The 25,618-nt window shown below is 64.5% G+C and carries 26 protein-coding genes and 1 pseudogene; 12 read left to right on the top strand and 15 right to left on the bottom strand.

All coding sequences use genetic code 11. The features are described from left to right. Positions 1-13: 13 nt before the first annotated feature. The 10 genes from BUA05_RS00135 to BUA05_RS00090 all read right to left on the bottom strand — a co-directional run bounded on the left by BUA05_RS00135 (position 14) and on the right by BUA05_RS00090 (position 9,702). On the bottom strand, positions 14-1,501 hold the full coding sequence (locus tag BUA05_RS00135) for a UDP-N-acetylmuramoyl-tripeptide--D-alanyl-D-alanine ligase (RefSeq protein WP_245790026.1): 1,488 nt from the start codon (positions 1,499-1,501) through the stop codon (positions 14-16). Then, positions 1,498-2,976 (bottom strand): UDP-N-acetylmuramoyl-L-alanyl-D-glutamate--2,6-diaminopimelate ligase, encoded by a 1,479-nt coding sequence (locus BUA05_RS00130; protein WP_072672647.1) that lies wholly within the window; start codon positions 2,974-2,976, stop codon positions 1,498-1,500. Before BUA05_RS00130 ends, BUA05_RS00135 begins: the two co-directional genes overlap by 4 nt. Continuing rightward, positions 2,976-4,709: a peptidoglycan D,D-transpeptidase FtsI family protein gene (locus BUA05_RS00125; RefSeq protein ID WP_084662377.1), complete on the bottom strand. Its 1,734-nt coding sequence runs from the start codon at positions 4,707-4,709 to the stop codon at positions 2,976-2,978. Before BUA05_RS00125 ends, BUA05_RS00130 begins: the two co-directional genes overlap by 1 nt. A 2-nt stretch (positions 4,710-4,711) precedes the next feature. Next, positions 4,712-5,272, bottom strand: coding sequence for a hypothetical protein (locus BUA05_RS00120; protein WP_072672645.1), 561 nt, complete (start codon positions 5,270-5,272; stop codon positions 4,712-4,714). After that, positions 5,269-6,210, bottom strand: coding sequence for a 16S rRNA (cytosine(1402)-N(4))-methyltransferase RsmH (gene rsmH, locus BUA05_RS00115; protein ID WP_072672644.1), 942 nt, complete (start codon positions 6,208-6,210; stop codon positions 5,269-5,271). Before rsmH ends, BUA05_RS00120 begins: the two co-directional genes overlap by 4 nt. Next, positions 6,210-6,770 (bottom strand): division/cell wall cluster transcriptional repressor MraZ, encoded by a 561-nt coding sequence (locus BUA05_RS00110; RefSeq protein WP_245790025.1) that lies wholly within the window; start codon positions 6,768-6,770, stop codon positions 6,210-6,212. Before BUA05_RS00110 ends, rsmH begins: the two co-directional genes overlap by 1 nt. A 304-nt stretch (positions 6,771-7,074) precedes the next feature. Continuing rightward, a complete protein-coding gene (locus BUA05_RS00105; protein WP_072672643.1) occupies positions 7,075-7,866 on the bottom strand; it encodes a DUF4350 domain-containing protein in 792 nt (263 codons plus the stop codon). Continuing rightward, positions 7,850-8,272 carry a hypothetical protein gene (locus BUA05_RS00100; protein WP_072672642.1) on the bottom strand — a complete coding sequence of 141 codons (423 nt, stop codon included), beginning with the start codon at positions 8,270-8,272 and terminating at the stop codon, positions 7,850-7,852. The genes BUA05_RS00105 and BUA05_RS00100 overlap by 17 nt, the downstream gene beginning before the upstream one ends. Then, positions 8,269-9,297 carry a cysteine synthase A gene (locus BUA05_RS00095; protein ID WP_072672641.1) on the bottom strand — a complete coding sequence of 343 codons (1,029 nt, stop codon included), beginning with the start codon at positions 9,295-9,297 and terminating at the stop codon, positions 8,269-8,271. Before BUA05_RS00095 ends, BUA05_RS00100 begins: the two co-directional genes overlap by 4 nt. Positions 9,298-9,384: 87 nt before the next feature. Beyond that, entirely contained in the window at positions 9,385-9,702 is a 318-nt protein-coding gene (locus BUA05_RS00090; RefSeq protein ID WP_072672640.1) for a 2Fe-2S iron-sulfur cluster-binding protein, read from the bottom strand. A gap of 107 nt (positions 9,703-9,809) precedes the next feature. Here BUA05_RS00090 and BUA05_RS00085 point away from each other — a divergent pair, with 107 nt between their 5' ends. The 3 genes from BUA05_RS00085 (at position 9,810) to BUA05_RS00075 (ending at position 13,519) form a co-directional block, all read left to right on the top strand. Continuing rightward, positions 9,810-10,427 (top strand): DNA-3-methyladenine glycosylase family protein, encoded by a 618-nt coding sequence (locus tag BUA05_RS00085; RefSeq protein WP_072672639.1) that lies wholly within the window; start codon positions 9,810-9,812, stop codon positions 10,425-10,427. 88 nt (positions 10,428-10,515) lie between these two features. Continuing rightward, complete coding sequence (locus BUA05_RS00080; RefSeq protein ID WP_342742083.1) at positions 10,516-12,615, top strand: S9 family peptidase; 2,100 nt, start codon at positions 10,516-10,518, stop codon at positions 12,613-12,615. 85 nt (positions 12,616-12,700) lie between these two features. Continuing rightward, complete coding sequence (locus BUA05_RS00075; protein WP_072672638.1) at positions 12,701-13,519, top strand: SDR family oxidoreductase; 819 nt, start codon at positions 12,701-12,703, stop codon at positions 13,517-13,519. Between the two features lie 229 nt (positions 13,520-13,748). Here BUA05_RS00075 and BUA05_RS00070 read toward each other — a convergent pair whose 3' ends face one another. Further along, the gene (locus BUA05_RS00070; protein ID WP_072672637.1) at positions 13,749-14,045 is read right to left on the bottom strand and encodes a 4a-hydroxytetrahydrobiopterin dehydratase; all 297 of its coding nucleotides are present in this window, start codon (positions 14,043-14,045) and stop codon (positions 13,749-13,751) included. Positions 14,046-14,121: 76 nt separating this feature from the next. Between BUA05_RS00070 and ccmA the strand changes: the two genes are divergently transcribed. The 3 genes from ccmA to BUA05_RS00055 are packed head-to-tail and all read left to right on the top strand — an operon-like array spanning position 14,122 to position 16,053. Next, positions 14,122-14,733 (top strand): heme ABC exporter ATP-binding protein CcmA, encoded by a 612-nt coding sequence (gene ccmA / locus BUA05_RS00065; protein WP_072672636.1) that lies wholly within the window; start codon positions 14,122-14,124, stop codon positions 14,731-14,733. Further along, complete coding sequence (locus BUA05_RS00060) at positions 14,730-15,380, top strand: heme exporter protein CcmB (protein ID WP_072672635.1); 651 nt, start codon at positions 14,730-14,732, stop codon at positions 15,378-15,380. Before ccmA ends, BUA05_RS00060 begins: the two co-directional genes overlap by 4 nt. Positions 15,381-15,390: 10 nt before the next feature. Continuing rightward, positions 15,391-16,053 carry a hypothetical protein gene (locus BUA05_RS00055; protein WP_245790024.1) on the top strand — a complete coding sequence of 221 codons (663 nt, stop codon included), beginning with the start codon at positions 15,391-15,393 and terminating at the stop codon, positions 16,051-16,053. 40 nt (positions 16,054-16,093) lie between these two features. On the opposite strand, the gene BUA05_RS00050 is transcribed toward BUA05_RS00055, so the two are convergent. Genes BUA05_RS00050 through map form a run of 3 tightly spaced genes read right to left on the bottom strand, consistent with a single transcriptional unit; the run spans position 16,094 to position 17,498 of the window. Next, positions 16,094-16,396 carry a GIY-YIG nuclease family protein gene (locus BUA05_RS00050; protein WP_072672633.1) on the bottom strand — a complete coding sequence of 101 codons (303 nt, stop codon included), beginning with the start codon at positions 16,394-16,396 and terminating at the stop codon, positions 16,094-16,096. Between the two features lie 57 nt (positions 16,397-16,453). Beyond that, positions 16,454-16,744, bottom strand: coding sequence for a DUF6980 family protein (locus BUA05_RS15080; protein WP_425429495.1), 291 nt, complete (start codon positions 16,742-16,744; stop codon positions 16,454-16,456). Beyond that, on the bottom strand, positions 16,671-17,498 hold the full coding sequence (gene map / locus BUA05_RS00040) for a type I methionyl aminopeptidase (protein WP_072672632.1): 828 nt from the start codon (positions 17,496-17,498) through the stop codon (positions 16,671-16,673). Before map ends, BUA05_RS15080 begins: the two co-directional genes overlap by 74 nt. A 114-nt stretch (positions 17,499-17,612) precedes the next feature. Here map and BUA05_RS00035 point away from each other — a divergent pair, with 114 nt between their 5' ends. From BUA05_RS00035 to glnA, 5 genes are all read left to right on the top strand, one after another. Next, complete coding sequence (locus tag BUA05_RS00035) at positions 17,613-18,998, top strand: leucyl aminopeptidase family protein (protein WP_072672631.1); 1,386 nt, start codon at positions 17,613-17,615, stop codon at positions 18,996-18,998. Positions 18,999-19,103: 105 nt separating this feature from the next. Beyond that, the gene (locus BUA05_RS00030; protein WP_072672630.1) at positions 19,104-19,466 is read left to right on the top strand and encodes a hypothetical protein; all 363 of its coding nucleotides are present in this window, start codon (positions 19,104-19,106) and stop codon (positions 19,464-19,466) included. A 3-nt stretch (positions 19,467-19,469) separates the two neighbouring features. Further along, positions 19,470-20,399 carry an N-acetyl-gamma-glutamyl-phosphate reductase gene (gene argC / locus BUA05_RS00025; RefSeq protein WP_072672629.1) on the top strand — a complete coding sequence of 310 codons (930 nt, stop codon included), beginning with the start codon at positions 19,470-19,472 and terminating at the stop codon, positions 20,397-20,399. Between the two features lie 231 nt (positions 20,400-20,630). Further along, positions 20,631-20,969 (top strand): P-II family nitrogen regulator, encoded by a 339-nt coding sequence (locus tag BUA05_RS00020; RefSeq protein ID WP_072672628.1) that lies wholly within the window; start codon positions 20,631-20,633, stop codon positions 20,967-20,969. A gap of 80 nt (positions 20,970-21,049) precedes the next feature. After that, complete coding sequence (glnA, locus tag BUA05_RS00015; protein WP_072672627.1) at positions 21,050-22,459, top strand: type I glutamate--ammonia ligase; 1,410 nt, start codon at positions 21,050-21,052, stop codon at positions 22,457-22,459. Positions 22,460-22,745: 286 nt separating this feature from the next. Here glnA and BUA05_RS00010 read toward each other — a convergent pair. Continuing rightward, positions 22,746-22,964: pseudogene (locus BUA05_RS00010) on the bottom strand (GIY-YIG nuclease family protein); the annotation flags it as partial. A 264-nt stretch (positions 22,965-23,228) separates the two neighbouring features. Here BUA05_RS00010 and BUA05_RS00005 point away from each other — a divergent pair. After that, positions 23,229-25,304, top strand: a complete 2,076-nt coding sequence (locus BUA05_RS00005) for a S9 family peptidase (RefSeq protein ID WP_211277599.1) — start codon at positions 23,229-23,231, stop codon at positions 25,302-25,304. Positions 25,305-25,618: the final 314 nt, after the last annotated feature.

Genomic DNA, 25,618 nt, shown 5'->3' with positions numbered 1-25,618 from the left:
CCTCGCTCCGGCCTCAGCCTCCCGCTGCGGCAGGACCGTTTTCAGTAAAATGTGACACCAGCCTGCCCAGACCGACCGAATTGGAGCCTTTGACCAGCACCGCATCCCCCATGGCAAGACCGAATTGCCCGAGCAATGCGATGGCTTCGGCAGGTGTTCCGCAATGCGCGAAGGTGATGGCCTTGCCAAGCGGATTGCCCGACGCTTTCCCCAGTTCCTCGGCCAGCGCTTCCATCTCCGCGCCGACCAGAATCGCATAGCTCACCCCTGCCTCGGCGAGCGGTTCGACCAGCTGGCGGTGGAAGGCATCGGAAAAATCGCCCAGTTCCTTCATGCTGCCCAGCACCGCGATGCGGCGGATCGCACTGGTCGCGGCCAGCGCCTTCAGCGTGGCGCGCATTGATGCAGGGTTGGCGTTGTAGCTTTCATCGATCAGCAAGGCCTCACCACCTGCCACCGCAATCCGGTGGCGCGCGCCGCGGCCCTTGAGCCCGCCCATTTCGGCAAGCGCCAGTCCGGCGCTGGCCAGATCGCCACCTGCCGCGCGCACCGCTGCCATCACGCCCAGCGAATTGACGATCCAGTGCTCACCCGGCTCGGCGACATGGTAGCAGATGCGCCGATCGCCGAGATCGGCGGTGACCAGCGCCCCGCCATCTGCCGCCGGGATCGCATCAAGCAGCCGCACATCGGCGCCCGCGCTGCGCCCGAAAGTGACGATCCTTGCGCCGCAATCCTGCGCATGGCCGATCAACCGCTCGGCCCATTCGCTGTCGGCGGGTATGATCGCGGTGCCGCCCGGCACGAGGCCCGTGAAGATCCGCGCCTTTTCATCCGCAATCGCCTCAAGGCTGCCGAGGTTCTCGATATGCGCGGGCGCGATGGTGGTGATCAGCGCGACATGCGGGCGCGCATGCTGGCTGAGCGGGGCGATTTCGCCCTGATGGTTCATCCCCATCTCGAACACGCCGAACTTCGCCCGCGCCGGCATCCGTGCAAGGCTCAGCGGCACGCCGACATGGTTGTTGTAGCTGCGCACCGAACGATGCGCCGCGCCGCGGCTGGCACGGTCAAGACAGGCAAAGATCGCCTCTTTCACGCCGGTCTTGCCGACCGATCCGGTGATCCCGATGCGCACCGCCTCAGACCGGTCGCGCGCCGCATGGGCAAGGTCGTGCAGCGCCTGCGTGGTATCGGCGACCAACACGTGCGGGTAATCGACCGGGCGATCGACAATCGCGGCAACCGCCCCCTTTTCAAAGGCCTGGGCGATGAACTTGTGACCATCCATCGCCTCGCCCTGCAATGCGATGAAGACATCGCCGGGCTTCACATCGCGCGAATCCATCTCGATGCCGGAGGCCTGGAAATCATGGCTGGCCGTACCTTGGCACGCCGCAGAGATCGCAGCCGCGCTCCACAGCGCCAGCGGCAAGCTGTCGCGCGCGGTGACGGGCCATGCGCGCAGCAAAGGGTGCATGAAGGGGTTCGGGGCGTTCATGAAGGGGTGCTCCCGGCGCATTGACGCGCCACTTCGACGTCATCGAAAGCTTCGATCCGCATGGTGTCTCCTGCGCCAGAAATCTGGCCCTGTTCGTGGCCCTTGCCGGCGATCAGCACGATATCCCTTGTGCCCGCTTCGGCAATGGCAGCGGCGATGGCTTTGCGCCGGTCGCCGATTTCACGCGCCTTCCCGCCTGCGCCGGCAAGGATCGCGGCGCGGATGGCAGCCGGATCCTCACTGCGCGGGTTGTCATCCGTGATGATGACGATATCGGCAGCGCGCGCTGCGACTTCGCCCATCTGCGACCGCTTGCCGGTGTCGCGGTCCCCGCCCGCGCCGAAAACCGCGATCAGCCGGCCACCTGCCGCCACATGCGGGCGCAAGGCGGCAATCGCGGCCTCCAGCGCGTCAGGCGTGTGGGCATAATCGACATAGGCGGGCGCTCCGGTCGGATTGATCGCCGCGCGTTCGAGCCGCCCGCGCACCGGCTGGAGCCGGGTGAGCGCATCGAACACCGCGCCTGTCCCCACCCCCGTTACCATCGCAAGGCCTGCCGCAACCAGTGCATTGGCGGCCTGATAGGCCCCGATCAGCGGCAGGTTCACCTTGCGAACCTGCCCGTCATATTCGATCGTCAAGGTCTGGCCGAGCTGGCCCGGCTCGCGCGCGGCGAGACGCAGGAAGCTGCCGCCTTCGCCTACGGTCAGCACCTTCAATCCGCGCGCATCGGCCTCGGCGATGGCGCGCGCTGTCCATTGCGACCCGTCGCCCCCGTCCCAGATCACCGCCGGGCTGCCGGGCGCCACCACTTCGGTGAACAGCCGCATCTTGGCCGCGAAATAGGCCTCCATCGTGCCGTGATAGTCGAGGTGATCGCGGCTGAAATTGGTGAAGGCGCTGGCCGCGACCTTCAGCCCTTCATTGCGATATTGCGACAGGCCATGGCTGGAAGCCTCATAGGCGACATGCGTCACGCCCTCGCGCGCCAGCCCGCTCATATTGGCCAGAAAGGTCACGATATCGGGCGTGGTGAGCCCGGTCGAAACGCTGCCATCGGGCGTGGTCACGCCAAGCGTGCCGATGCTGGCCGCACGCTCGCCGCCCATGCGCCAGATCTGGCGGGTCATCTCGACGGTCGAGGTCTTGCCATTGGTGCCGGTGACCGCGACGATGATCGGCGGGACAGGGCTGAAGAACCCGGCCGCCGCCCTTGCGAAGGCCTGACGGGGCTCGGCATCGGCGATATGCAGTGCGCCTTCGACCCTCGCCTCGGGCCGCGCCACCACCGCGACAGCCCCTGCATCCACAGCCGCGGCAATAAAGTCCTCGCCGTTGAACCTTGCGCCCCTGAACGCGCCGAACACCGTGCCGGGGGCGACCTTGCGGTGATCGATCGCAAAGCCGGTCACCGCAACCTCGCCAGCCCCCTCAATCGCAAGGCCCGCACGCTCCAGCAGATCGGCGAGCCGCATCAGTGCTTGTCCACCAGGTAGCGCAGGTCGGAAATGTCGACATCGCGGCGTTCGTCGGGGTGGATGCCCAGCATCGGGCCGATGCGCGGCACCAGCCGGCCCACCACCGGCGCGGCGGTAAATGCGGCGGTGCGCTGATAGGAACTGGCAACCGTGCCCTTGGGTTCGTCCACCACGATAACCACAACATAGCGCGGCGCATCAAGCGGGAAGGCAGCGGCAAAGGACGACACTAGCGTGGTCTTCTTGTACACGCCGCCCGCGTTCTTTTCGGCCGACCCGGTCTTGCCGCCGACGCGGTAGCCGGGGGCATCGGCGCTGCGCCCGGTGCCGTAGAGCGAGATCATCCGCAGCATCTGGCGCATCCGCGACGAGGTCGATTCCTTGAACACCCGCCGCCCGCGCGGAACATCGGCCGGTTCAAGCTTCATCAAGGTGGCCGGACGCCAGATCCCGCCATTGACCATCGCCGCATAGGCGCTGGCGAGATGCAGCGGGGTAACCGCAAGACCGTGGCCGTAGCTTACCGTCATGTTGGTGATGCGGCTCCAATTGCCACGTGGAAACAGCGGCTTGCCGCGCGCGGGCAATTCGATGAAGGGGCGGGCATCCATGCCCAGATCAATCATGGCGCGGCGCAGACGTTCCGGGCCGAGTTCGTCGGCCACCCGCGCGGTGACGGTGTTGGAGGAATAGACCAGCGCCTGCGGCACGTTGAGCGTGGCCCCCTTGGGCTTCAGATCCTTGATCGTGGCGCGCCCGATCTGCACCGGTTCGGCGTTCCACGCCCGGCCCAGATCGCGCACCACGCCTGCATCCATCGCCGCCGCCACGCTCAGCGGTTTGAAGGTCGATCCGAGTTCATAGACCCCGTTGGTGACGCGGTTGAAGACGTTCTTCGCACCGCTCGCGCCTGCGACATTGGGATCGAATTCGGGCAGGCTGGCCATCGCCATCACTTCGCCGCTATCGACATCGAGCACAATGCCAGCCGCGCCGATGGCGTTGGTTTCCAGCATCCCGCGGCGCAATTCATCCTCAAGCGCGCCCTGCACCCGCACATCGAGCGAGAGCGCCACTGGCTCACCGCGCAGATCGGGGTCGGACAGCCGCGCATCGAGCACCTGTTCCATGCCCAGCTTGCCGCCCTCGTCCTCGACCACATAGCCCAGCGCATGGGCGGCCAGCGTGCCTTGCGGATAGTGGCGGTCGGTCTCGCGCGGGATTTCCAGCGCAACCTCGCCCAGGGCGAACACCTTGTTGGCCTCTTCAGGCAGGATGCGGCGGCGCAGGTAGCCCGCTCGGCCCGAGGCAAGGCGGGCCGCCATGCGGGTTTCGTCGATATCGGGGAAAATCGCCTTCAAATCGCGCGCCACATTCTCGGGCGAACGCACCAGCGGCGAGCCCTTGTCGCCCATCGCGGAGGGATCGAACCACAGCGCATAGGCCGGAAAGGCCCGCGCTAGCGGCACGCCGTTGCGATCGGTGATCTCCCCGCGCGGAGGCAGTAGGGCGTCGGCAAGGCTGGTGCGTTCGGGCGCGTTGCCGACCAGCCCGAGCGAGGCGATCCGGACCAGCGCGATGAGGATCAGCAGCACAAAGCCGAGCGCAATCCACAGCACCCGGAAACGGGCGGTCCACAACATCTGCGCGCGCAGGTTGATGCGCTGGACCCGCCCAGCAGGGATGGAGGTGGCAGGGATGGAGGGGACGGCCGCAGCGGCAGCCATCATGCTCATTCGCCCATAGCCTTGGCGCTGACCGCCTTGGCGCTCATGGTCTGGGCCTGCGCGGTGCGGATCGGCGAAGCTTCAATCAGAAAATCGCCAAAGGCTTCGGTGAAGACTTGCCCTGCATCCTGCTCGCTGACGGCCGAAGCGAGCGTGACCGGCACGCCTGAAAGCGGCGAGCGCATCGGCCCGGCATCGGCGCGTGGGCTGTCGCCGTCCGCGGCAATATCGGCGCGGGCCAGGCGGATCGGCGCGGGCGCATCGGGGGCACGACGCTGGCCGAGGCTGGCAAGCTGGCGTTCCCCATCAAGGAACTGATCGGCGCGCGGAGCCTGATAGCCGAATTCGACCGCGTTCCACGCAGCCAGCTGGCGCTGGCTGCCACGGGTTTCGAATTCTGTTTCAAGCAATAGCGTCTCGCGCTCAAGCGCGAGGATCTGACGTTCGGCCAGCAGCACCTGGCTTTTCACCGCGTGAACCTTGAAACTGAGGATCGTCACCAGCGCAAGGCACACCGCCAGCACCGCCATCCACCCCAGCGAACGCGCCTGAATGCCGGTAATCATGCCGCCATGCTCCTTGTCGGGGCGCCGGTGCGGATCGCATGACGCAGGGTGGAAGACCGCGCGCGCGGGTTGCGCAGCGTCTCGGCCTCGGACGGGCGAACACCCTTCGAGACCCGGGTGAAGGTCGGCGGCGGACCGGGGATTTCGCCCGGCAGGTGGCGCGATACAGAGCGCCCCGCGCCCGAGGCTTCGCGCAGGAAATGCTTGACGATGCGGTCTTCAAGGCTGTGGAAACTGACCACCGCCAGCACGCCCTCAGGAGCCAGCAGCGCCTCGGCGGCGGCCAGCCCGGCTTCAAGTTCGCCCAACTCGTCGTTCACATGGATGCGCACCGCCTGAAAGGTGCGGGTGGCCGGGTCTTTCTTGTCGTGCGGTTTATAGCCCAATGCGCGGCGCACCACGCGGGCGAGTTCCCCCGTGGTCACCAGCGGACGCGCGGCGATGATGGCGCGGGCGACACGGCGCGACTGGCGTTCCTCGCCATAGCGGTACAGCACGTTGGCAATCGCTTCTTCTTCGGCGGTGTTGAGGAAATCGGCGGCGCTTTCACCCGACTGGCTCATCCGCATGTCGAGCGGGCCGTCATGCATGAAGGCAAAGCCCCGCTCACCTTGGTCAAGCTGCATCGAGGAAACCCCGATATCCATCACCACCGCATCGACCTGCGTAATGCCGAACGCGGCCAGTTCGTCGCGCATCTGCGAAAAACGCGCCGGGTGGAGCGCAAGGCGGCCATCGAAACGCGCCACCATGGCCTGCCCGGCCGCAATCGCATCGGGATCGCGGTCAAAGGCGTGAACGCTCGCGCCCGCTTCAAGCAGCGCAGCGGTATAACCGCCCGCGCCGAAGGTGGCATCGATGATGATCATGCCGGGGCGCGGGGCGATGGCGGCGATGACTTCATCCAGCAACACCGGGATATGGGGCGCATCCTGCATCACGCCGCCCCTTTGTTTGCGGCGGCGACCAGCTTGGCACAGCTGGCCTGCGCGCCCTTCCATTCCGGGCCCATCCGCATCAGTTCTTCCGGGTTCCAGACGAAGAAGAAATCGCCCGCACCCTGAAAATACAAGCCTTCGCCAACCTTGCCGAGATCGCGCAGGTGTTCAGGCATGACGAAGCGTCCCGAATCGTCGAACGGCATCTGCTCAAAGCCGAACAATTGCTGGGCGCGCACTTCGCGGTCGAATTCGTTGAGGCCAAGGCGGATCGCGCGCTCTTCCTCGCGGTCGAGCTGGGCGTGAAGCTGCGCCTTGCGCGACAGGCCGAAGCCGACAAGGCAATCAAAGCGGTCATGCGCGGCAAGGCACAGGATGCGGTTGCCTTCGGAGCTTTCCTTCACCGCCTTGCGCAAGGCAGAAGGCAGGACAAAGCGGCCCTTGTCGCCAGCGGGCGAGTAGGCTTGGCCACTATATCCTCCAAAACCCGACACCTGGCCGATCCCCTCCTTGCCCCAGCGCGGCCAGCTCTGCGCGAGACCGACGCCATCCCCCGACATGCCTTCCCCGTCACCGCAAGCGCACGAGCGCCAGCGGCGCGCCGGCTCCACCAGCCGAACACGTTGCAAACAGGCATGTTTGATGGATTGCGGTATTATCGGGGAAGCAAGCGGGATGGAAGGGATTTTTACGGGAAATCGCGGGAAAAATTGGCAATCATCTGTTTTTTAATAATTTAACTTTCTTCAGAACCATTCTGATTCCCGCGAACCTGCGCAAGCAGCCCTCCGAAATGGCCGGATTTATGCGCATTCCCGCGATTTTCCCGGCTCTGCCCGGCCCGAATCCGGCCCCGAATCCCCGCTATCCCGTGATTTCCCCGGATGGCGCCTGATCGAAAGCGGCGCCCAGCAGTCGCGCAAGCGCCGCGCCGTCCTCGCCCGCCAGTTCGGCATGTTCGAATAGCGCTGCATCGGCGATCAGCGTGACCTGCCCCTTGCCCACCCGGCAGGTGGCGATGGCATCCTGCGCGGCGAGCACGCAATCCGCCCTTGCCGGATCTGCGATGGCGATGCGCCCCGGCAATGCCAGCGGTATCTCATCACCCGCAAAAGGCGCAGCGATGACCGCCAGCGGCTGCGCCTCGTGAAACCGGATCGCCAGCCCCCAGCGTTCGACCACCGGCGGGATCAGCGCGCTATCGACCGGGCGGCGCGGATCACCCAGTGGCAGATCGTAATCGCCCGTCAGCGCCGGATCGAGCGCCAGCAGCAATCGTCCGCCCGCGCGCACCCAGTCGTCAAGCGCGACATTATCGGCGGGCGACAGCCCCCGTGGCTGGATCACCGCAAGCCGCGTGATACCCGCCAGCGGATCGGTTTCCGGCGCATTCGGGGCCAGCGCGGGAATGGCCGAAAGCGTGTCGAGCGGGACCAGAACGTGACGGGTCTCGATCAGTTGGCGCTGCCACGGCGGGGGTGACTGGCCTGCGGCAATATCCGCCATCGCGGCATCGGCTTGCCAGTAAAGCGGCAGGCTGGTCATCAGCCCCAGGTCCGGCCGCGCAGCCGCAGCGGTTTCGGCAGGAGCGCCGCAGCCTGCCAGCATCAGCAGCGCGCCAGCCAGCAGCGCGCAGGCCCTATTGCAGCGGCGCATCGTCCGGCGCTGGGTTCGGCGGCGGCACATCAAGCGGCACCGCTGGCGCAGCGCTCGGCTCAGCGGCGATATCAGGCACCACCCCGGCATCGGCGAGCGGATTGGCCTTGGTCGGTGCAGGGGTGGGCTCGGTGGTGGGCGCGGCTTCGGGAACGGCGGCTTCCTCGGTGATGTCGGCCTGACTGCCGATGATGCTGGCAAGGCCGACCAGCAGCACCATCGCCGCAATCCCGAAAACTCCGACCTGCAGGCGCTGGATCGCTTCCTGCCGGGCCTGTTTGGCCGGGGTCGCGCCCTGCGGCTCGGCCAGCATGTCGACCGGACCGGAATCCTCGCTGCGCGCGACCGAGTACAGACTGCGCTGGGCCATGAAACGCAGCCTCGCCAGCATCGACGCGGCTGTCATGCTGTGCCAGCCTGTTGCCGTTCGAGCCAGTCGAACACCGGCAGATCACGGGCGCTGAGCCATTCGGGATTGTAGAGCGTGGAAAGATAACGAAAGCCGGTATCGCACAGGATCGTGGCGACCTGCGGATTGGTCCGCCCTTCGGCCACCAACTCCTTGCCCAGCGTCACCGCGCCCGCCACATTGATGCCCGATGACAGGCCAAGGCACAGGCCTTCTTCCTTGAGCAGCCGGGCGACCCACATCATCCCTTCTTCATCGCTGATGCGATATTGCGTATCGATCGGCGCACCCTCGAGATTGGCGGTGATGCGCCCCTGCCCGATCCCTTCGGCGACCGAGGAACCTTCGGCCTTCAATTCGCCGTGGGCGTAGTAATTGTACAGCGCCGCACCGTGCGGATCGGTCAGCGCGATGCGGATATTGTCGTCCATCGCCTTGAGGCCCAGACCCACGCCAGCAATCGTCCCGCCGGTGCCGGCCGCGCAGGTGAAGCCATCAACCTTGCCGCCCAGCTGTTCCCAGATTTCGGGCGCGGTGCCTTCGATATGGGCGCGGCGGTTGGCGATATTGTCGAACTGGTTGGCCCACACGGCACCCGGCGTTTCCTCGGCCAGCCGGCGCGAGGTGTGGACGAAGTGGCCGGGATTGGCGAATTTGGTCGGCGGCACCAGCACCAGCTCCGCGCCCAGCGCGCGCAGCGTGTCCATCTTCTCCTTGGACTGGTTGTCGGGCATGACGATGATGGTCTTGTAACCCCGCGCATTCGCCACCAGCGCGATGCCGATACCGGTGTTGCCCGCGGTGCCTTCAACCACCGTGCCGCCGGGGAGCAATTCGCCGCGGTCTTCCGCATCGCGGATGATCCACAGGGCCGCGCGGTCTTTCACCGATGATCCGGGGTTGGCGAATTCGCACTTGCCCCAGATGTCGCAGCCAGCCGCCGCGCTTGGCCCTGCAAGGCGCACGATCGGGGTATTGCCGATAAGCGCGAGCGTGTCGCCAAAAGGCCGGGTAATGTTCATGAGCACAGAGTTAGGCGCTCACGCGCCGCGCCGCAATGTCCAAGACGCACCCACCCCCGCCCTCCAGCGAACGGGGGGAGTCACAAATCAATCTTCCGGAGCGATGGTGACGTGCAGTCCGTCAAGATCGGCGGTCAAGGGAATCTGGCACGACAGGCGGCTGGTCGGGGCGCGATGATCGGAGGATTCGAGCAGATCATCCTCGTCCTCGCTCATGGCCGGCAGCTTGTCGGCAAAGGCGGCATCGACGTGGATGTGGCAGGTCGCGCACGAACAGCACCCGCCGCACAGCGCCAGCAGCTCGTCAAAGCCATTGTCGCGGATCGCTTCCATCACGGTCAGGCCGTCATCGACGCTGATCTCGCTGGTTTCGCCTTCGCGATTGGTGACGACCATTCTGGGCATGGGCTCGGCTTCCTTTTTGGCTGTTGCGCGCAAGAACCTGCGCTGGGAGAGTGGTTGTCGCGCTGCTAAGGCACTCTGCGTGCCAAGGCAAGTTAAGGAAAGTGGCAGTGGGCCTGACGGCGAAAAAATTGCGCGAAGACCTCGATGCGCTCAGCCGCCGCGAACCGCGGCTGGTGCAGGAACTGGCGCGCATCGGCTATCCGGAGCCGCGCATCCGCCCGCCCGGCTTCAAGACGCTGCTGCGCACCATCATCGGCCAGCAGGTCTCGGTCGCGGCGGCCTCGTCGATGTGGGCCAGGCTTGAGGCGGAACTGGGCGCCGACTTCACCCCCGCCTGCCTGCTGGCCCGCGATTTCGACACCCTGCGCGCCTGCGGGCTCTCACGCCAGAAACAGGGCTATGCCCGGTCCTTGTGCGAGTTGGTCGAGGCAGAGGCGCTGGATTTCGATACCCTGCCCGCCGACGACGAGGCCGCGATCGCGCTGCTCACCCGGATCAAGGGCATCGGGCGCTGGTCGGCGGAAATCTACCTGCTGTTTGCCGAAGGCCGCCCCGATATCTGGCCTGCGGGCGATCTGGCGGTTCAGGAAGGGGTGAAGCGGTTGCTCGAACTGCCCGAACGCCCGGCAGAAAAGGCCACCCGCGCGTTGGCAGAACCGTGGGCCCCGCAGCGCGGCAGCATGGCGATATTTGCGTGGCACTACTACGCCAACCCGGCGCTGTAAGCTGGCCCGTGGCTTGAATGGCGCAATCTGGTGTCTTAAGTGCGCAATACAGAAATCCGGACCGCAAAGGCCCGACAGGAGAGACACCATGGTTACCCCCAATATGGTCACCCCCAACCGTTTCATCCGCCTGCTGGGCTGCGGCGTTGCTGCCGCCGCACTTGCCCTGCCGGGGCTGACGACTGCAAAACCCGCCACCGCCCAAACCACCACCAACGGAGCTGCAATGACCACACAAGCCGAGGCCGCCCCTCTGATCCCGCGCGATGCGCTGTTCGGCAACCCGACCCGCGCGGCGGGCCAGATCAGCCCGAATGGCGAGTGGCTGAGCTGGCTCGCGCCGAGGGACGGCGTGCTCAACATCTGGATCGCACCGGCAGGCAACCCCGATGCCGCCCGCGCAATGACCAGTGCCACCGACCGCCCGATCCGCCAGCATTTCTGGTCGCCGGATTCTCGCGCGGTGATGTATATTCAGGACAAGGGCGGGGATGAGAATTACCTGCTTTACCGCGTCGACGTGACAAGCGGCGAGGAAACCACCGTCACCCCGTTCGAAAACACCCGGATCGAAATCGTCGGATCATCGAACACGATCAAGGACAAGCTGCTGCTGGGCATCAACAATCGTGACCCCCAGTGGCACGATGTCCACCTGCTCGATCTGGCCACGGGCGAACTGACGCTGGTGCTGGAAAACAACGCCTATGCCGGGTTCATGGCCGATGACAGCCTGACCTTGCGCATGGCGATGCAGCAGAACGAAGCTGGCGGGACGGACTATTTCCGCGTGGAGGATGGCACGGTCGAGGGCGAGCCGTTCGAAACCACGGACATGGAGGATTCGCTGACCACCGCCCCTGCCGGCTACACCACCGACGGCGACACGCTTTACTGGATCGACAGCCGCGGGCGCAACACTGCGGCGCTGTTCGCCCAGGACACCGCGACAGGCGAAAGGCGCCTGATCGCCGAGGATGACAAGGCCGATATCGGCAACACCTTGCGCGATCCCCAGACCGGCGAGATCGAGGCCTATGCGGTCAATTACCTCAAGACCGAATGGACCGCGACCGATCCCGCAACCCGCGCCTCGCTCGGCTGGCTGGGCGAGCGGCTTGATGGCGAATTCGGCATCAACAGCCGCACCGATGATGACAGCGTCTGGATCATCTGGAACGACCCGCTGACAAAGCCGACAGCGACCTACATCTACGACCGCAAGGCGCAGACGCTCTCCCCGTTCTATGTCTCGCGGCCTGAGCTTGAAGGCATGCCGCTGCAACCGATGCACGGGATCGAGATCGCCAGCCGCGACGGGTTGACCCTGCCATCCTACCTGACCTTGCCGCCCGGCAGCGATGCGGATGGCGATGCGCGCCCGGACAGCCCCGTGCCGATGGTGCTGCTGGTGCATGGCGGGCCATGGGCGCGCGATGGTTACGGCTTCAATTCGATCCACCAGATGCTCGCCAACCGCGGCTACGGCGTGCTCAGCGTGAATTTCCGCGGCTCGACCGGGTTCGGCAAGGACTTCCTCAATGCCGCCAACAAGCAATGGGGTCTGAAGATGCACGACGACCTGATCGATGCGGTCGACTGGGCCGTCGATCAGGGCATCGCGCAAGCCGACAAGGTGGCGATCATGGGCGGATCATACGGCGGCTATGCCACGCTGGCGGGCCTCACCTTCACGCCCGAAACCTTCGCTTGCGGGGTGGATATCGTCGGGCCTTCCAACCTCGAAACCCTGCTTTCCACGATCCCGCCCTACTGGGCGCCGATGGTGAAGATCTTCCACGAACGCATGGGCGATCCGGGCACAGAAGAAGGCCGCGCGCTGCTGCAGGCGGCCAGCCCGCTCTACAAGGCAGACAGGATCACCAAGCCGCTGCTGATCGCACAAGGGGCCAATGATCCGCGGGTGAAGCAGGCCGAAAGCGACCAGATCGTCGGCGCGATGAAATCGGCAGGGATCCCGGTGACCTATGTGCTTTATCCCGATGAAGGCCACGGCTTTGCCAAGCCGGCCAACAACATCGCCTTTTTTGCGATTGCCGAAAACTTCCTGGCCGAATGCATCGGCGGGCGGGCCGAACCGCTGGGCGATGCGCTGGAGTCTTCGAGCGCACAGATCATCGAGGGCGATGAATATGTGAAAGGGATGGAAGCGGCGGCGGGCGGATAGGCCCGCCCACCCTCATTCTGCCTGCTGACAAGTGCGTCCGCCCGCTCTAGACGGGTTTCAAATCGCAATCGAGAGAGGGGATCACATGGTTCAGCACGGGACAGATCGGCGCAGCATCTTCATCACCGGCGGCGCGTCCGGCATCGGGCGCGCGGTCGCCCGCCATTTCGCGACACAGGGCTGGTTCGTCGGCATTGCCGATGTCAATGTCGAAGGGATGGAGGATACCCTTGGCCTGATCGAGGGCGGGTTCAAATACATGCACCGATTGGATGTGCGCGACCGAAAGGCATGGGACGAGGCGCTGGCCGCGTTCCACACCGCTGCGGGCGCGCGGATCGATGCCGTGGTGAACAATGCGGGGATCGGCACCGGCGGTTCGCTTTCGGAACTCGACCCCGAAGAGATCGACCGCTGCCTCGATATCAATCTGAAAGGCGTGCTCTATGGCGCGCAGGCGGCCTATCCCTATCTGCAAAAGACCGCGCCGGGATCGGCGCTGATCAACATCGCAAGCGCCGCAGGGATAGCCGGGTCGGCGGGGATGAGCGTCTATTGCGCCACCAAGTTCGGGGTGCGGGCCGTGTCCGAAAGCCTTGATGCAGAATGGGCGCCCGACAAGATCACCGTCGCCTCTATCTGCCCCTCCTTCATCGAGACCCCGCTGCTGGACGGCATGGGAAATCGCAAATCGAACGAACAGATCCGCGACCGGGTGCGCGCTGCCGGGCTGGAAATCACGCCGGTCGAGGAAGTCGCCAAAGCGGTGTGGGACGCGGTCCACGGCGACAAGCTCGACTATTTCGTCGGCAAGACGTCAAAATCGATGGCCTTTGCCAAGCGCTGGATGCCGGGCAAGGTGCGCAAGCAATTGCGCGGCAGTTCAGGGCCTTTGGGGCGGTAAGATAAGTGTCTTTGTCCGCATCGCATCCGCGATGCGAAATCCTTGCTCATGCTGGCTGCGCCAGCGTCGCTGCGGGCGGCCGGTCGGCCTTGCGGCGCTTCGGGCCGTACCTGCGCGACTGGCTGAAACGGTCGCACAAGCGACCGCAAGCGCGACCGCGCGCCCGCAGCGAAGCGGCCTTCAGGCCGCGTGAGCGAGGATACCGCAGGCCGGAGGGCGTGCGAAATCACTAAAGCGCATCAATCGCGCGCGCCAGCTTGGCGTCGCGGTGGGACAAGCCGCCGTTGCTTCCGGCGTCATGCGTGGTCAGCGTGACTTCGACCTTGGCATAGACGTTGAACCATTCGGGGTGGTGATCCTGCGCCTCGGCCTGCAGGGCGACCCGGCTCATGAAGCCCCAGGCTTCGGAGAAATCCTTGAACTGGAAGGTACGGGTGATCGCCTTGCCATCGCGCGCGAGGCTCCAGTCGGGATGATCGGCCAGCAGCTGGTCGATTTCCTTCGCGTCGAGTTCGGGGACGGCCATGGGGGATTTCCTTCCGGTTGAGAGGTGCGTCGGATCGCTTGTTTGCGCGGCCCCTTTTCCCTAACGCTGCGGGCCAATGCAAGCCTTGTCCCCCGTCCTGTCTGCGCATGATCTCGCCTGCCGGCGGGGCGACCGGCTGCTGTTCCGGCGGTTGTCCTTCACGCTTGGGGCGGGCGCGGCGTGCCATGTCACCGGGGCGAACGGTGCGGGCAAGACGACGCTGATCCGCGCGCTGGCCGGGCTGACGATGCCCTACGCTGGCGAGGTGCGGCGCGAGGGCGCGCTCGGCCTGCTGGATGAACGCACAGGGCTGGATCCCGACCTGCCTCTGGGCCGCGCGCTGGCGTTCTGGTTTGCGCTGGACGGGGTGGTCGAGGCTGACGCGATCATGACGCGGCTGCGGCTCGATGCGCTGGCCGAAGTGCCGGTGCGTTACCTGTCCACCGGCCAGAAGAAACGCGCCGCGCTGGCCCGGATGGTGGGGCAGCAGGCGCCGATCTGGCTGCTCGACGAGCCATTGTCGGGCCTCGACACGGCGTCGCAGGGGCTGGTCAGCGCACTGGTGCGTGAGCATTGCACAGGCGGCGGCATCGCGCTGATCGCATCGCACCAGCCATTGAATGTGCCGGGGATGACCAGTTTGGCCATCGAGGATTATGCGCCCGCCGATCAGGACGAGGACGCATGATCGCCGCCCTCATCCGCCGCGATCTGGCGCAGTTCTTCCCCTTCACGGGAAGCGGCGCCGCGCTGCCGGTGGTGTTCTTTGTCGCCGTCGCCATGCTGTTTCCCTTCGCGGTCGGGCCGGATGCCAACCTGATGGCGCGCACCGGCGGCGGCGTGGTGTGGATCGCGGCGCTGCTGGCGGCGATTTTGCCGCTGGAAAAGCTGGTCGCGCGCGATATCGAGCTTGGCTTCTTCGACCAGTTGAAGCTGCGGGGCATGGCGGAGGAAGCGATGATGGCGGTGCGGCTGGTCGCGCACTGGCTTAGCTTCGGCCCGCCGCTGGTGCTGGCGACCTTTCCCGCCGCCGCGCTGCTGAAGATCGAGGGCGAGACGTTTCAGATTTTGCTTCTGGGCCTCATCGCAGGCACCCCCGGCCTCGCTGCCATCGGCTTGATGATCGCCGCGCTCACCGCGTCCCTGCGCGCAGGCGCGGCGCTTTCGGGCCTCCTCCTCATCCCGCTCGCCCTGCCGATCCTCATTTTCGGAGCCGGCTCGCTCGCCCGTCAGGATCAAGTCAGCCTCGGCTTCGTTGCAGCCATAAGCCTAGCGCTGGTGGCACTCGCTCCTTTTGCCGCAGGCGCCGCGATCCGGGCGGCAAGGGAGAATTAGGGGAGAACTGGTGCGCGCACCTGAAAGCCACGTCAGAGCCAACACATTGATGGGCAATATCGCGCTGGGGCTGCTGGGCTTCACGCTGTTCGCCTTCGCGCTGAAGGCGATTGCGCAGCCGGAGGTGCAGGCGCGCTATACGCCGCTGGTGGTGTTCCACGCGGTGAGCATGGTGGCGTGGCTGACCCTGCTCGCCAGCCAGAGCTTCCTCGCAGCCCGCTTCAAACTGGCCGCCCACCGCGCAACAGGCCGCGCCTCGATTGCGCTGGTGGGCGCGATGCTGGTGAGCGGGACGGTGATTTCTTGGCGGATAGGGCAAGAATTGGGCCGCCCCGAAGTGACGGTGGTAAACCTCGCGGCCTTCGCGACCTTCGTGCCCCTCTATTTCGCCGCCCTGCACTTCGCGCGCAGCCGCGACATTGCTGCCCACCGGCAGGCGATGCTGATCGCGACCTTGGCCCTGATGACCCCCGCCTATGCCCGCGTGGTGCAGGTGCTGGGCCTGCCCGATCCCGTCGCGATTGCGGTGCAAGTGCCGATCACGGTGCTGGTGTCGGCGGGCTATGACTGGGTGCTGCACGGGCGGGTGACCAAGCCGGTGCTGGCGATGCTGGGGTTTTCCGTGGGGCTTGTGGTGGTGATGAGCGCGGTGTTGGCGGTTCTTTTCCTCTGACCTAACCGTCTCCCCGGCCTTGACCCGGGGCCCCGCTTCTTCAATTCAGGATACCGTCAAAGAGATCACGCCAGTCCGGATTACCTTTCTCGACTAGCGCAAACTTCCAATCGCGCCGCCAGCGTTTCACCCGCTTTTCCTGATCCATCGCTTCCTGCATGGTCGGGAGAAGCTCTGCCCAAACCAGCCGGGTCAGACCATATTCGGCGCAGAATTTCGAGCCTTGTCCGTCGCGATGCTGGGCCATGCGAAAAGCCAGATCAGCGGTCGATCCGACATAGATCGTCCCACGATAACGGTCGGCCATGATGTAGAGCCAGCCGCCCTGCTTTTCCCGCTCCATCAGCGGAGGAAGAAAGGAAGCGGGGCCCCGGATCAAGCCCGGGGAGGCGGAGAGGGATCAATCTTCCAGATCCCCAATCGGGGGCAATTGTGTCCCGCAAAATGGGCAGAAACTGATTTCGATATCGCTGGAAGCAAACGCGGCACGGCCATCACGAACAGGCAACCCGTATCTGCCTCTAACCTCAAGGATCATTGCATCGGGGCAAGCCTTGCGATTGGCGTGCTTGTCGCAAATGATCGTCTGATTCAGCCGAAACCGTTCGCAACAAAAATCACACGTAAGGCGGGCAATCGCGCCCGGTCGGGCTCTTGGTGAAAATCTCGTTCCCCGTCTCGGTAATCGCAATCGAATGCTCGAACTGCGCCGACAGACTCTTGTCCCGCGTCACCGCCGTCCAGCCGTCGCCCAGCACCTTGGCCCATGGCTTGCCGAGGTTGATCATCGGTTCGATGGTGAAGAACATTCCCGGCTTCAGCTCCGGACCGGTGCCAGCCTTGGCGGCGTGGACGACTTCGGGGGCGTCGTGGAACAGGCGGCCCAAGCCATGCCCGCAAAACTCGCGCACCACCCCGTAACGAAACTGGTTGGCGTGGGCTTCAATCGCAGCACCGATATCGCCCAGCCGCGCGCCGGGCTGTGCGGCCTGAATACCCAGCATCAGGCATTCATAGGTCACCTCGACCAGCTTCTTCGCCTTCAGCGAAGGCTCACCTGCAAAGAACATCCGCGACGTATCGCCGTGCCAGCCATCGACCAGCGGGGTGACGTCGATGTTGAGAATGTCGCCATCCTTCAGCACCTTGTCGCCCGGAATACCGTGGCAGATCACGTGGTTGATCGAGATGCAGCTTGAATGCGCATAGCCGCGATAGCCCAAGGTAGCGGGGATCGCGCCTGCATCCAGCATCATGGTGCGCACGGCATCATCAATGCTGCCGGTGGTGACCCCGGGCTTTACCAGATCAGCACAGGCATCAAGAATGTCTGCGGCAAGGCGGCCAGCCTTGCGCATTGCATCGAAGCCATCGGGCCCATGCAGCTTGATCGTGCCGTCGCGGTAGACGGTCTGATCGCCGTCAACGAGTTGGTATTCATGCATGGCCGCCACATAGCGAGGCCTTGCGCAAATTGCTACGTCTGGCGCAATATCATCCCGATGCGAAGCTGCCAATCTTTCGCGTGACAAGCGCCATGCCGCGATTATGGAAGCGGCATGAACGATCCCAAAGCACTGATCCAGCCTGATCGCGGCGCTGATGCAACTGCCATTCACCTCGTCAACAAGGACGGTTTTGCCGCCTTCGCCAAAGGCCTTTCCGCTGGTCAGCGCGCCAGCCTTGCGGGGCAGAAATTCGAAGGCGGCGGCTATCAGGTCGGGATCGTGCCGGACGGGGATTCGTGGTTCGCGGTGGGCGGTGTGGCCGATCCCGAGAGCCTGTCGAGCTGGTGCCTCGCCAAGCTGGCCGAGGAACTGCCTGAAGGAAGCTACCGGCTCGCCAATGCGGAACCCGGCCCGGCAATGTTCGGCTGGATCACCGGCCAATACCGCTTCAATCGCTATCGCAGCGAGAATAAGGCGCAAGGCCCTCGCATCCTGCTGACCGCGCAGGTCGGACAGATCGATGCCGTGACCGCCGAGGCCGAGGCCGAGTGCCGCTTGCGCGATCTCGTCAACACCCCCGCCGAAGACATGGGCCCCGCCGCGCTTGAGGCGGAGTGCGAACGCCTCTCCAAGGCGCACAAGGCGGAATTGACCGTGGTGCGCGGCGATGCGCTGGAACAGGGCTACCCCATGGTTCACGCGGTCGGGCGGGCAGCGGCGCGGCATCATGCGCCGCGCCTGATGCACCTGACATGGGGCGATCCGGCGCACCCGGTGCTGGCGGTGGTGGGCAAGGGCGTGTGCTTTGACACCGGCGGGCTGGATATGAAGCCTTCGGCGGGCATGCGGCTGATGAAGAAGGACATGGGCGGCGCGGCGCACGCGCTGGCGCTGGCGGGCCTTATCATGGGCGCAGGTCTGAAAGTGCGGCTGCATCTGCTGATCCCGGCGGTGGAGAACGCCATTTCGGGCAGCGCCTTTCGTCCCGGCGATGTGCTGTCCAGCCGCAACGGGCTGACGGTGGAGATCCACAACACCGATGCCGAAGGCCGCCTGATCCTTGGCGACGCGCTGACCCGCGCGAGCGAGGAAAACCCCGATCTGATCGTCGATTTTGCGACGCTGACCGGCGCGGCGCGGGTCGCGCTCGGCCCCGATCTGCCCGCCATGATGGCGCGGCACGATGAAACGGCGGATGCGTTTCTGGCGGCGGGCAAGGCGCATGACGACAACCCCTGGCGCCTGCCCCTGCCCGAAGCTTACCGCGAATATCTGTCATCCGACATCGCCGACATGACCAATGCCCCGTCCAACCCCTTTGCCGGGGCGAGCGTTGCCGGATTGTTTCTCGACCGGTTCGTGGAAGAGGGGATCGACTGGGTGCATTTCGATACCTTCGCCTGGAACCCCACCCCCCGCCCTGGCCGCACGCGTGGCGGGCGCGGACTGGGTCTGCGCGCATCGTGGCACGCGATCCGGGCCCGCTATGGCGCGTGACCCCAAAGGCAGCGCGCTTGCCCCCCGGCGCGCTTGCGGCTAACGGGCCTGCCACGCCGGCACCGGGAAGAGCGCGGGCAGGCCAAGAGATTTGACGGAACGCAGATGAGCGGCGCGACGCGCGACAACAGGGAATATGCCGTACCGGCGGGCGTGCTGGGTCTGAAAGGCCCGGTCGAAAAGCCTGCGCCCGGCACGCTGCCGCTGCGCGGTGATCTGGCGCATGTCGCGCTCGCCGGGACGCATCTCGCCGCGCATTACGTGATTCCGCATCAACGCCTGGTGGGCGCGGCGGGGGCAGGCCTGCGGCTGGCCTCACGCGATGACAGCGAAGTCTTCATCCAGCTTGCCCCCGGCAGCCGGTTCGAACTGCTCGATGTGGCAGGCGAATGGGCGTGGGGCGGCCCGGGCCCGCAAGGCCCGAGCGGCTGGTGCCGGGCGAGCGAACTCGCGCCGGAAAGCGCCTGAGCCATGACGACCCGCCTGTTCATCGATGGTGCTGCCGGCACAACCGGTCTCGAAATCCGCGAGCGTTTGCAGGGGCGTAGCGAGTTCGACCTGATCGTTCTGGACGATGCCCAGCGCAAGGACGAAGCCGCCCGCCGCGATGCTTTGCACGCCGCGGATATCGCGATCCTGTGCCTGCCGGACGAGGCCGCGAAAGAGGCTGTGAAGCTGGCCGAAGGCTCCGGCACCCGCATCATCGACGCCTCCAGCGCGCACCGCGTCGCCGAGGGCTGGACCTATGGTTTTCCCGAACTGATCGGCCGCGACAAAATCGCCAATGCCCAGTTCATAAGCAATCCGGGGTGTTATCCGACCGGGTTTCTTGCATTGGTCGCGCCGCTGGTGCGCGCCGGGATGCTGTCCGCCGACTGGCCCTACACCGTCAACGCGGTGAGCGGTTATTCGGGCGGCGGCAATGCACTGATCGACCGTTTCGAGCAGAATACGGACATCGCCTTTCGCGCCTACGGCTTGCAGCTGGGCCACAAGCATCTGGCGGAAATGCAAGCCTATGCGGGTCTTGCCTGCCAGCCGGTGTTCTCGCCCAGCGTGATCCCTGCGCATCGCGGTATGGTGGTCGACGTGCCGCTTGCGCTCGGTGCCATGCCCAATCCACCGCAGATCGACACGATGCGCGAGACGCTGGCGACCTTCTGTTCCGATGGGCAGGTGATCGTCACGCACGGTCCTCACCAGCCGCCCGGCGAATTGCTACTCGGCGCAGCGAGCGCACCGTGGGACGGCATGGAGCTGTTCGTGTTCGGCAATGCCGATGGCACGCAAGCCCGCCTCGTCGCCCGGCTCGACAACCTCGGCAAGGGCGCGTCGGGGGCGGCGATCCAGAACCTCAACATCATGTGCGGACTGCCGGAGACCACTGGATTGCGGCTGTAACCGAAGGCTCTGGGCGGCACTCTCTGCCTAAAATTTAGGCAATGAGCGTCCATACGCTGTGCACCATTGCGCAGCGCACCATAATCTTGCTACCCGCACTCCCAAGGCGAAAGACATGCCTTGTCCGGAATCATCTCGCGGCAAGGATTGTTCAACCCGGCAACAGGTGCGCTTGGCACGATTCTTGTTTAATTTTTGTCAGGAATCCGGTCAGCCGCGGATGGGGACAACGTGAAAAAGATCGAAGCGATCATCAAACCCTTCAAGCTCGACGAAGTGAAGGAGGCGCTGCATGAAATCGGCGTGTCCGGAATCACCGTGACTGAGGCTAAGGGGTTTGGCCGCCAGAAGGGCCATACCGAGCTTTATCGCGGCGCCGAATATGTCGTCGATTTCCTGCCCAAGGTAAAACTTGAGGTCGTCGTCACCGACGATCAGGCCACGCGCGTGGTCGAGGCGATTGCCGCCGCCGCGCAGACCGGGCGCATCGGCGACGGCAAGATCTTCGTTACCGCCATCGAAAGCGCGCTGCGCATCCGCACCGGCGAAACCAACGACGACGCAATCTGATCAACCACCCTCTCCTGCCTGCCCCGAATTGATTGACCACGGGCGGGTCGGCCATGACAATTCTCGGAGGCTAAATACCAATGTCGAAAGCGAAAGACGTCCTCAAGCAGATCAAGGACGAGGAAATCGAGTGGGTGGACCTGCGTTTCACCGATCCCAAGGGCAAGTGGCAGCACCTCACCATGGTCGCCAGCATCATGGGGGAAGACGAGCTTGAAGACGGATTGATGTTCGATGGTTCGTCGATCGCCGGCTGGAAGGTCATCAACGAATCCGACATGATCCTGAAGCCCGATCTCACCGAAACATGGATCGATCCCTTCAGCGCCTCGCCGATGATGATCATCAATTGCGACATCGTCGAGCCTTCGACCGGCGACTGGTATTCGCGCGACCCGCGCACCACGGCCAAGCGCGCCGAAGCCTATCTGAAATCGACCGGGCTTGGTGACACCGTCTATGTCGGCCCCGAAGCCGAATTCTTCATGTTCGACGATGTGCGCTTCGAAGACGGCTATGCCGGATCGGGCTTCGCGATCGATGATATCGAACTGCCGGGCAACAGCTCCAAGGAATACGAAACCGGCAACATGGGCCACCGCCCGCGTGCCAAGGGCGGTTACTTCCCGGTCGCGCCGGTCGACAGCGCCGTCGACATTCGCGGCGAGATGGTCACCACCATGCTCGAAATGGGCCTGCCCTGCGACAAGCACCACCACGAAGTCGCCGCTGCCCAGCACGAATTGGGCTTGACCTTCGGCACGCTGGTACAGACCGCCGACCGGATGCAGATCTACAAGTATGTCGTGCACCAGGTCGCCCATGCCTATGGCAAGACCGCAACCTTCATGCCCAAGCCGATCAAGGACGATAACGGATCGGGGATGCACACCCACATTTCGATCTGGAAAGAAGGCAAGCCGATGTTTGCCGGCAACGAATATGCCGGACTGTCGGAAATGTGCCTCTATTTCATCGGCGGCGTGATCAAGCATGCCAAGGCACTGAACGCCTTCACCAACCCGACCACCAACAGCTACAAGCGGCTGGTGCCGGGCTTCGAAGCGCCGGTGCTGCTGGCCTATTCGGCGCGCAACCGTTCGGCATCGTGCCGCATTCCTTACGGCGCGGGCGACAAGGCCAAGCGGGTGGAATTCCGGTTCCCCGATGCGATGGCCAACCCCTATCTGTGCTATTCGGCGCTGCTGATGGCGGGTCTCGACGGGATCGAAAACAAGATCCACCCGGGCGAGGCGATGGACAAGAACCTGTATGATCTGCCCCCGGCTGAACTGGCCGAAGTGCCGACCGTGTGCGGTTCCTTGCGCGAAGCACTCGAATCGCTCACGGCGGACTACGAGTTCCTGATCAAGGGCGACGTGTTCACCAAGGATCAGATCGAAGCCTATGCCGAGCTGAAGTGGGAAGAGGTGATGCGCACCGAAACCACCCCGTGCCCGGTCGAGTTCGACATGTATTACTCGATGTAACGAGCTTGGGGGCGATCCAGCCCCCAGCGCTCAGACAAGACCGCAAGGGCCGTCCGGGAAACCGGGCGGCCTTTTGCGTGGCATCACAGACGCTTCATGCACAAAGGCAGCTTTCGCCCGCTTTTGGACGCGGCCGTGCGAAGGTTTAATGACGGTTAGTGGGTGGGGAGCAGACACCTTGTTTCCCCGTCATCCCAGCGAAAGCTGGGATCGCTGGCGGTCAGTTGATCTGCTCGAAAAGGTCACCCCATTCAGGGTTGCTCTTTTCAATCTGCTCGATCTTTCATGCGTGCTTCCATGCCTTCATCGCTTTTTCTCGGGCGATGGCGGCGACGATCTCGGCATGAGGCTCCGCATAGACCAGTCGGTCAAGGCCATACCGACGGCAGAAGGCGGAACCCTTGCCTTGCTTGTGTTGCAAGATCCGGGCGGGCAGGTCGGCGGTGACGCCGATATACAGAACGCCGCCGCGTTTGTTGGTCATGATGTAGACCCAGCCGCCGATTGCCGTGAGCTAGCACGAGGGCGAGAGCGATCCCAGCTTTCGCTGGGATGACGGTAAAGTCCGTTCCGGGGTCGCTTGCTGAATGGCAGGTTTTGGCTGCCGGGTCGCTGAAGCCGCCATACCGCTTGTGGCATTGCGTATCGCTGCCGGTGATGCGCAGCTGCGCGGGAACAGCGGGCTTGGCCCCCCTTGTGCACGCTGTGTTTGACCATGCCAAACCATTCGGCAATATCCCGGACCATAAGCGACAGATGGAGAGCTGGAATGAAATTTTGGGTGTTTGCGGCCATGTACCTTTCAGGGATTGCCGCATCGGCACTTGCCGAGCAGGGTCAGATCGCTGCCGGCAGCCCGGCTGGGCAGACGTTCAGTTCGCAAGACGTGTTCGCGCTCGAATATGCTGACACCCCGCGGATTTCTCCCGATGGCCGATACGTTCTTTATACCCGCCGTTCCAACGATATCATGACCGACCGCACCCGGGGCGCATTGTGGCTGGCCGCGCTCGATGGCTCCAGCAACCGGCTCGTGCAAACCGATGCCTCAGGAGGCGAATGGTCTCCGCTGGGCGACCGCATTGCCTACACCGATACCGATGAGCAAGGGCGCGCCGCGGTATTTGTCCGCTGGATGGACAGCGGCCAGATCGAGCGAGTGGCCGCGATGCCAAGCGGGATCTCCAACCTTGCCTGGTCGCCCGATGGGCAATGGCTGGCATTTACCAGCCGCGTTGCTGCCGACACCGCGCCGCTCGCCAAAGCACCCAAAAAGCCCGCGGGTGCCATGTGGGCCGAACCGTTCAAATTCATCGACCATGCGCGCTATCGCCGCGACGGTCAGGGTTTTGTCGATGTCACCTTCAGCCATGTATTCGTGGCCCCCGCCAGCGGGGGCACGCCCCGGCAGCTGACCACTGGGGATTTCGACCATAGCGGCCCGCTGGCATGGACCAGCGATGGCGGCTCGATCCTCGCCAGTTCCAACCGGAACAAGGGGTGGGAACTTGAGACAGTGGAAGGCGACATCTGGGAGCTTGGGGTAACCACGGCCTTCATGCGTCAGGTTACCTCGGCAGGCGGTTCGGAAAGCGCGCCGGTGATCTCGCCTGACGGCAAGAGCGTTGCATTCGTGTGCCAGCCCAATGTCAAACGGCCCGTCTGGCAGGTGGATCTGTGCGTTACCACGCTCGGCGGTGGCGCAGTGCGCAATCTCACCGAAAGTCTGGACCGGGAAATCGGCGATATCCGCTGGGCCGGCCGGCACATCTATTTTAGCTATGATGACAGGGGTTTGCGCAAGGTGGCGCGGGTTGCGCCCTCGGGCGGGCCGATCGAAACGGTGCTGGAGGAGCTTGGCGGCACTTCGCTCGGCCGTCCTTATCTCAGCGGCGCATATGATGTATCGGCCAGCGGCGCTCTTGCATGGACGCAGGGGCGCCCCGATCGCCCGGCCGATCTCTTCACGCAAAGCGGCAAGCAGGCCCGTCAGCTTACGCGCCTCAATGAAGACCTGCTGGCTCACCGCCAATTGGGCGAAGTTCACCGCATCACTTATGCCAGCTCATATGACGGGACCGAGATCGAAGGCTGGTACATCACGCCGCCCAATTTCGATCCGGAGAAGAAATATCCTCTCGTGCTCGAAATTCACGGCGGCCCGCACCTGTCATACGGCCCGCATTTTTCCGCCGAGTTGCAACGCTATGCAGCCGAGGGCTACGTCGTGTTTTACGACAACCATCGCGGCAGCACTGGCTATGGCGAAGCGTTCGGCTTGCTGCTGGAAGGCAAATATTCCAGCCCGGATGATGCCGCAGATCACCTGAGCGGGGTCGACGCCATGATCGCCGCAGGTTTTATCGACGAAAAGAACCTCTTTGTAACCGGCGGCTCGGCTGGCGGGATCGCCACGGCATATCTGGTCGGGCTCACCGACAGGTTTAATGCAGCAGTGGCGGCCAAGCCGATCATCAACTGGCTGTCGAAACCCTTGAGTGCGGATAGCTACATCTCGCAGCTCCGCCACCAGTTCCCCGCCTTGCCCTGGGAAGATCCCATGCATTATTGGCAACGCTCGCCGCTCAGTCTGGTGGGCAATGTCAGCACACCCACCATGCTGATGACGGGCGAGCTCGACCAGCGCACACCCATTTCCGAGAGCGAGCAGTTCTATCAGGCTCTGAAGCTGCGCGGGATCGACACTGCTCTGGTGCGCGTGCCCGGCAGCTATCACGGGATTGCCGCACGCCCCTCGCGGCTGATTGCCAAGGTCGACAATATCCTGGCCTGGTTCGAGCGTTACAAAGTGCCCGGCACGGCGCCGCAAGATCCGCCGCGATGACCATGGAAAGCTGGAACCGTGGCTGGCTTCAGAGAGCCTGAAGCCAGAACGGCCAATATCGAAAGACGTCGCAGCCGCTGCTGACGCCAGCGGCTGCAGCTGGTTTGAGAGGTTCCGCTGCTGGCCCAAAAACGGCGGAAGCCGCCCCGCAGCTTTCGGGATCGCGGATCGGCCCTGCTTTTGGCCGATGATGGGTGGGGAGCGGACACCTTGTTTCCCCGTCATCCCAGCGAAAGCTGGGATCGCTGGCGGTCAGTTGATCTGCTCGAAAAGTTTACCCCATTCAGGGTTGCTCTTTTCAATCTGCTCGATCT

Source organism: Erythrobacter sanguineus, from assembly GCF_900143235.1.
Lineage (GTDB): Bacteria > Pseudomonadota > Alphaproteobacteria > Sphingomonadales > Sphingomonadaceae > Erythrobacter > Erythrobacter sanguineus.
Note: the sequence above shows the minus strand (reverse complement) of the source record. Positions and strands in the feature narration are given on the sequence as shown.

What these genes read in the sequence shown, in the direction of transcription:
- BUA05_RS00135 (WP_245790026.1), bottom strand. Translation starts at nt 1,501, where the DNA reads ATGAACGCCCCGAACCCCTTCATGCACCCTTTGCTGCGCGCATGGCCC.
- BUA05_RS00130 (WP_072672647.1), bottom strand. Translation starts at nt 2,976, where the DNA reads ATGCGGCTCGCCGATCTGCTGGAGCGTGCGGGCCTTGCGATTGAGGGG.
- BUA05_RS00125 (WP_084662377.1), bottom strand. Translation starts at nt 4,709, where the DNA reads ATGATGGCTGCCGCTGCGGCCGTCCCCTCCATCCCTGCCACCTCCATC.
- BUA05_RS00120 (WP_072672645.1), bottom strand. Translation starts at nt 5,272, where the DNA reads ATGATTACCGGCATTCAGGCGCGTTCGCTGGGGTGGATGGCGGTGCTG.
- rsmH (WP_072672644.1), bottom strand. Translation starts at nt 6,210, where the DNA reads ATGCAGGATGCGCCCCATATCCCGGTGTTGCTGGATGAAGTCATCGCC.
- BUA05_RS00110 (WP_245790025.1), bottom strand. Translation starts at nt 6,770, where the DNA reads ATGTCGGGGGATGGCGTCGGTCTCGCGCAGAGCTGGCCGCGCTGGGGC.
- BUA05_RS00105 (WP_072672643.1), bottom strand. Translation starts at nt 7,866, where the DNA reads ATGCGCCGCTGCAATAGGGCCTGCGCGCTGCTGGCTGGCGCGCTGCTG.
- BUA05_RS00100 (WP_072672642.1), bottom strand. Translation starts at nt 8,272, where the DNA reads ATGACAGCCGCGTCGATGCTGGCGAGGCTGCGTTTCATGGCCCAGCGC.
- BUA05_RS00095 (WP_072672641.1), bottom strand. Translation starts at nt 9,297, where the DNA reads ATGAACATTACCCGGCCTTTTGGCGACACGCTCGCGCTTATCGGCAAT.
- BUA05_RS00090 (WP_072672640.1), bottom strand. Translation starts at nt 9,702, where the DNA reads ATGCCCAGAATGGTCGTCACCAATCGCGAAGGCGAAACCAGCGAGATC.
- BUA05_RS00080 (WP_342742083.1), top strand. Translation starts at nt 10,516, where the DNA reads ATGGTTACCCCCAATATGGTCACCCCCAACCGTTTCATCCGCCTGCTG.
- BUA05_RS00075 (WP_072672638.1), top strand. Translation starts at nt 12,701, where the DNA reads ATGGTTCAGCACGGGACAGATCGGCGCAGCATCTTCATCACCGGCGGC.
- BUA05_RS00070 (WP_072672637.1), bottom strand. Translation starts at nt 14,045, where the DNA reads ATGGCCGTCCCCGAACTCGACGCGAAGGAAATCGACCAGCTGCTGGCC.
- ccmA (WP_072672636.1), top strand. Translation starts at nt 14,122, where the DNA reads ATGCAAGCCTTGTCCCCCGTCCTGTCTGCGCATGATCTCGCCTGCCGG.
- BUA05_RS00060 (WP_072672635.1), top strand. Translation starts at nt 14,730, where the DNA reads ATGATCGCCGCCCTCATCCGCCGCGATCTGGCGCAGTTCTTCCCCTTC.
- BUA05_RS00050 (WP_072672633.1), bottom strand. Translation starts at nt 16,396, where the DNA reads ATGGAGCGGGAAAAGCAGGGCGGCTGGCTCTACATCATGGCCGACCGT.
- map (WP_072672632.1), bottom strand. Translation starts at nt 17,498, where the DNA reads ATGCATGAATACCAACTCGTTGACGGCGATCAGACCGTCTACCGCGAC.
- BUA05_RS00035 (WP_072672631.1), top strand. Translation starts at nt 17,613, where the DNA reads ATGAACGATCCCAAAGCACTGATCCAGCCTGATCGCGGCGCTGATGCA.
- BUA05_RS00030 (WP_072672630.1), top strand. Translation starts at nt 19,104, where the DNA reads ATGAGCGGCGCGACGCGCGACAACAGGGAATATGCCGTACCGGCGGGC.
- argC (WP_072672629.1), top strand. Translation starts at nt 19,470, where the DNA reads ATGACGACCCGCCTGTTCATCGATGGTGCTGCCGGCACAACCGGTCTC.
- glnA (WP_072672627.1), top strand. Translation starts at nt 21,050, where the DNA reads ATGTCGAAAGCGAAAGACGTCCTCAAGCAGATCAAGGACGAGGAAATC.
- BUA05_RS00005 (WP_211277599.1), top strand. Translation starts at nt 23,229, where the DNA reads ATGAAATTTTGGGTGTTTGCGGCCATGTACCTTTCAGGGATTGCCGCA.